Annotated in this window: 5 protein-coding genes; all 5 read right to left on the bottom strand. The window is 32.8% G+C overall.

The window, feature by feature from the left end; genetic code table 11:
- Positions 1-86: 86 nt before the first annotated feature.
- The 5 genes from ACFSSE_RS08830 to ACFSSE_RS08810 all read right to left on the bottom strand — a co-directional run bounded on the left by ACFSSE_RS08830 (position 87) and on the right by ACFSSE_RS08810 (position 4,977).
- Positions 87-1,583, bottom strand: coding sequence for a serine hydrolase (locus ACFSSE_RS08830; RefSeq protein ID WP_379100867.1), 1,497 nt, complete (start codon positions 1,581-1,583; stop codon positions 87-89).
- Between the two features lie 193 nt (positions 1,584-1,776).
- Positions 1,777-2,277 (bottom strand): barstar family protein, encoded by a 501-nt coding sequence (locus tag ACFSSE_RS08825; RefSeq protein WP_379043298.1) that lies wholly within the window; start codon positions 2,275-2,277, stop codon positions 1,777-1,779.
- 164 nt (positions 2,278-2,441) lie between these two features.
- Positions 2,442-3,341 (bottom strand): hypothetical protein, encoded by a 900-nt coding sequence (locus ACFSSE_RS08820; RefSeq protein ID WP_379043295.1) that lies wholly within the window; start codon positions 3,339-3,341, stop codon positions 2,442-2,444.
- 246 nt (positions 3,342-3,587) lie between these two features.
- Positions 3,588-4,169, bottom strand: coding sequence for a hypothetical protein (locus ACFSSE_RS08815; RefSeq protein WP_379043292.1), 582 nt, complete (start codon positions 4,167-4,169; stop codon positions 3,588-3,590).
- A gap of 166 nt (positions 4,170-4,335) precedes the next feature.
- Positions 4,336-4,977 carry a hypothetical protein gene (locus ACFSSE_RS08810; protein ID WP_379043290.1) on the bottom strand — a complete coding sequence of 214 codons (642 nt, stop codon included), beginning with the start codon at positions 4,975-4,977 and terminating at the stop codon, positions 4,336-4,338.
- Positions 4,978-5,115: the final 138 nt, after the last annotated feature.

Here is a 5,115-nt window from a genome sequence, read left to right as displayed (position 1 = left end):
TGTCCGGTTCCGTTCAACCACGGTTTCATTGTTGGCTCTCCGAGCCCAACGAAACCTTAGCTGTTAGTGGCTGGCGTTGTTTGTCATCATCTCCTCAATTCTAAAAGCATTTCTTTTGCATTTCCATTATTCGGGTTTAATTCTAAGCTTTTCTCATAGTTTTTAATAGCCAAAGTTTTGTCGCCTTTATTCATATATGCTTCTCCTAAACTGTCAAATCCATTAGCAGATTTAGGAAAAGCAAAAATATTCATAATGAAAAGGTCTATTGCTTTGTCATAATTTTTTTGTGACAAAAAATCATAACCTTTTGCGTTTAAAATGTATTCTAAAATATTTGTGTTTGCAGGTCTTTTTTTATGGATTTCTTTACCAACTTCTATTCCTTTACTTAAAATTATTTCAATCATATTTTGAGAATATTTTTGATTAGTTTCATTGTCTGCAATAGGTATGATTGGTTTATAATTTTTTTCAAAAATCATTTTAGACAACTCAAAATTTAATTTGTCAAAGTTTGTTTGATGTGATTTATTAGAAAGCATAATCAAAGTAACATCCTCATCTATATATATCATAAAGTCTGCAAAAAAAATATTGTTTGACCCGTTGTGCCAATATCTTTTTGTATTTCTATTTGTTGGTGCAACGTCCCAACCATATCCGTATATAGGTTCGTTATAATTTTCTTCTGTCCTTATTTTTGGGTGGTATAATTTATTTTTTGCATCTTTCGATAATATATTTTCGCCCTTCAAGGCTTTATGCCATTTATACATATCTTCTGTTGTTGAAAGTACTCCACCATTAGCCTTAAGATGCCAATATGGTGCGGTTTTATCCCATTCTTTATCTGTTGGTTTGCCCCATATTTTATCGTCTTTATAATATCCGATAGCTATTTTGGATTTGTCAAACATTGGTCTTGAATATCCTGTCATTTCCATTTGTGCAGGTTTCCAAAGGTTGTCATATAAATAGGTTTCATAAGTTTTGCCTGATGTTTTTTCTATAATCATTCCTAATAAACTATATCCAATATTTGAATAGGAAAACTCTTTTCCAACTTCAAATAACAATTTGGAATTCATGACCTTATCAAGAAATTCTGCTTGACTTATTTTATCATAATCTTTGCCTACGTTACTTGGCAGTCCTGATTGATGGCGAAGCAAATCGTGAATTGTTATGTTACTTTTATCAATTGGAACATTATCGAAATACTTAGTGATTTTATCGTCAGTAGAAAGTTTTCCCTGCATTTCCAATTTTAGTATTGCAGTAGCAGTAAACTGTTTTGTAATTGAACCAATGCACAAAACAGTGGAAGGTTTATTTTTTATCAAATTAGCCTTATCGCTGAAACCGTAACCCTTTGAAATTGCTACTTTTCCGTTTATTTCAACGAGTACACTTCCCGAAAATCCAACTTTTTCAAGTTCAGTTAGATAAGTCTTGATTTTCTTTATGGTTTTAGCACTGTTTTCTACTTGTGCAAATGATGCAAAGCAAAAAAGTAGGTTGATTATAAATATTACAGCAATTTTCTTCATAAGTTTTTTATTTATTTTGTCAGAGTTCATTTTGTTTTAATAAGACGAAGTTATAACTGTTTTGTCTCGAGTTTCGGTACGCTTGCCACTAACGTTTTGCCGCTTTGCGAAGGCGGGGATTTTCAGCACTAAACTTCATTAGATGCACAAAGCTTGAATTTAGCACTTCACTTTCATAGAAGTACGAAACCCCCGCTTTTGCAAAACGGCTGTTGTGCGTTCGTTATTTTTTTCTGTTTTCATTAAACCATTCATTACTATTCCAACTTGGGCTAGTGCCACCGAGTTCAGGAAAGTCTAAATCTGGATTGTCAGATTGTAAAAGACCTATTAATTTTTGTCCTGTTAAAAGCCAAACTCGAGATTCTCTCGCAATGATATCAAGAATAGCTTCAGCAAATTTTACGTCCTCTTCCACAAAATTGTCGTAACGTCTAAAAACTAAAACTAGTCCACGGTAATTCTTATTATACATATCAGTTAAACAGTCCGCAAACGCGTTAAGGTTTTCTCCGTAATAATCAGGAAAATTTAGTCCCACTTTCAAATTATTATGAGCGTTTTTACGATTCCAATTTCGACAATTCATTTCAATAATCTCAAAATTATTGCTGTTGAACCAATTCAAATCTTCGTCAAGAATAGCATTTTTGAAATATTTACAGATTGGTCCGTCTTTCAGAATCTCAATGTCTTTTTCTTTTGTATTTTTATTTAATCCCATTTATTATCTTTGGTATAAGCGTTTTTTGTTATAATGACGCACAACGTTTTGGCGCTTGGCGAAGAAGCGGATTTCGAAGCACTATACTGTCTGCCAGCACTAAACTTGATACGAAGCACAAAGCTTCATTTAACCACTGAACCCGCTTTTTTGCCAAACGCCTGTTAGCGGTTGTTTTTTTCTATTTTAATGTCTTTAAAGTCTTCACTTGATTTTATAATTCTTTCTGCTTCATTTGTGTCAGTATTAGTGTCAAAGATAATTTTTGTCAACTTAAATTCTGCAAGTGGATTTGTCCGATTAAATGGAAATTTCAAGTATTCAAAACCATCTTTCGTTCCAAATTCCATATTAAAATACTTCCCAGTTTCTCTTTTTACAAGTAATCTGCTTTCACGTTCAATATTGAATTTGTGTGGCAAGTAGAAAAAACCAATTGTAGAAATTCCCTCGGGTATTAAATATTTGTTTCGGTTCTGAGCAATTTTGATTAGGTCTGTCAATAAAGGCAAGTCTTTGTCTCTTTCAGAAGAAGGATAGTAAACTTGTCTTAAATGTGTGTTTAAGTTTGAAACTTCAAATACAAGTCTAACACCTGTTTTCTTTGCGAAGTAATCCCACATATACGCCTCGGCTTTACCTGATATTTTGTCGTCCGTGAAAGATGTGTAAAAGGCGTTTTCAACCAATTCATTTTCCATTGGAACTCCTGCACTATTTTGTCTCAGTTTATAACCGTCCATATTATGAGCGTCATAAAAAGGTTTAAACTCACATTCTTTAAACCTTTTTTTGACACTGAAAAGCCAAAGTTCCTTTTCCTTTAAGATATTTTGAAAAGCACCAATATCTGTAAAGTGATGATATTCGGTTGTCGGATTTTGAGGAAAATAATTTTTTAGGATTATGTCGGATAACTTACTTGTCGCTAGGAGATTTGTTATAATGTTGTTTGTCGTCCGAAAATCATTGAAATCAAAAGTCGGGGAGTATTTCAATGTGTGTTTTGTCAAGCACTGATTAATGTCTGTTGCTAATGATTTGTTTTCTGCAAATGTTGTCATTTATTATACTGTTTTATAATAAATAGTCTGAAAAATTAAAAAAGTAGATTTTGTGTGATTTATTTTTCAGATTATTTGTCTGATAGTGTTGTTGTCCTAAAATAACCGCTAACGTTTGGCGAATTTGTATTGTAATGGCATAGAAAGCAAAAACTCGTCTGCCCGTATAAACTTAATTAATTGCGATGAAATAACATAAAGCAGTTCAGCTATTATAATACAAATTTGTGGTTATAGGGCGTTTTTCTAATCATCAATGTCTTCAAGTTTCAACAGGTTCCCGTATTTACTTATTGATATGCGTCTAAAAGTAGGTGCGTATCCTTTTTTTCCACTAGGCTCAAAATATTCTCGAACAAAGCTATTTTCAGTTTCGTAATTCTGAATTACTTTTTTCCCAAAATATCTGTCAGAGGTACGTTGGGATAATAAATCATCAATTTCAATATTTTTAGGTTTGAAATTGTTTGCACTTTTGATTTTTGAAATTGCATTTCGTTTGTCATTGTCAGATATTTTCAATGTGAATGTGTGGTAGTAGTCACCAATCGCAGACGCAGATTTATTTTCAGTTATTTCAAATTTGTCATCCAATAAAATCTGTTGTTCTTCTATAAGTGCTTTTGCATTGTCATTTGAGAAAAGTTTGTCTTCAAAAACAGTTAATAAAACAAATGCAGAAACAAGAAGTCCATATATTATAGTTAAATACTTTCCACTTTTTGGATAACCAAGTTTCTTGGGAATAAAATAAAGCAATATTCCAAATCCGATTGGAAGTCCAATGAAAACTAATATTAAAAGACCGAAAAATAAGAAATTGTCCAATTTGTTTTTTTATTTGTGGTTTTCGGTTGGTTTAAATGCCCTATAACGTTTTGGCGCTTGGCGAAGAAGCGGATTTCGAAGCACTAAACTGTCTGCCAGCACTGAACTTGATACGAAGCACAAAGCTTCATTCAAGCACTGAACCCGCTTTTTTGCCAAACGCCTGTTATGGCTCGTTTTTTCTTCCCTGTAATGGTTGCTTAATCTCATCAGTCGTTTCTATTTTTCCATCTGTCAATAGTTTACCTTTCATATAAATTACATAATACTCATAAGTCCCGGGAGTTTCATTTCCTAGGCTGTCACAAGTATAAGTGCTTATAGTGTCGGAAGTATAAAATGAAAAGTCTTTTTTAAACGTCATAAATTCTTCGCAAGAAAATCCGCAGTCTGAACCACAACCACCGATAGCAATTGTTTTCTTGTCGATAACTTGTCCATTTAGTTTATAGGTCGTTAATACAGGCAAATAACAGTCCGCAGCTCCAAGTGTTATTGTCGCCACATAGTTTCCATTTGTAGGTATTTGTCCGTACGCCAATGAGTATTCGTCTGCATATTTTTTAAACCTATTCATGTCAAACTGCTTAAAACCGTCAGAACTAATGTTGCAACCTTTAATAGTGATTGGTAATTCAATTTTCTTGAAGTTGTCCAAATACCCTGAAAACTCATCATTTACTGCGGGGAATTCACTTTCATTTTTTGTGCTGTCTTTCCCATTATTCTTTGCCTTGTCATTAGTTGTCTGACCGCAACCGAGTATAATTGTTAGTCCTAAAATTGTAAATATTTCTGTTAGTTTCATTGTTTTAGTGTCGTCTTTTAAAATGAGCCATAACTAGTAAATATACGCTATTGATAGCGCATATATTTACTGTATGTAATGCAATTTATCATTTAATTTAAATATTTAAACTATCAAGCGGACTTTTTATTAGACTTA

The organism is Pedobacter alpinus, assembly GCF_042684645.1.
Lineage (GTDB): Bacteria > Bacteroidota > Bacteroidia > Sphingobacteriales > Sphingobacteriaceae > Pseudopedobacter > Pseudopedobacter alpinus.
The sequence above is the reverse complement of the archived record's forward strand: the minus strand, read 5'-3'. Positions and strand labels throughout refer to the sequence as shown.

What these genes read in the sequence shown, in the direction of transcription:
- ACFSSE_RS08810 (WP_379043290.1), bottom strand. Translation starts at nt 4,977, where the DNA reads ATGAAACTAACAGAAATATTTACAATTTTAGGACTAACAATTATACTC.
- ACFSSE_RS08830 (WP_379100867.1), bottom strand. Translation starts at nt 1,583, where the DNA reads ATGAACTCTGACAAAATAAATAAAAAACTTATGAAGAAAATTGCTGTA.
- ACFSSE_RS08820 (WP_379043295.1), bottom strand. Translation starts at nt 3,341, where the DNA reads ATGACAACATTTGCAGAAAACAAATCATTAGCAACAGACATTAATCAG.
- ACFSSE_RS08825 (WP_379043298.1), bottom strand. Translation starts at nt 2,277, where the DNA reads ATGGGATTAAATAAAAATACAAAAGAAAAAGACATTGAGATTCTGAAA.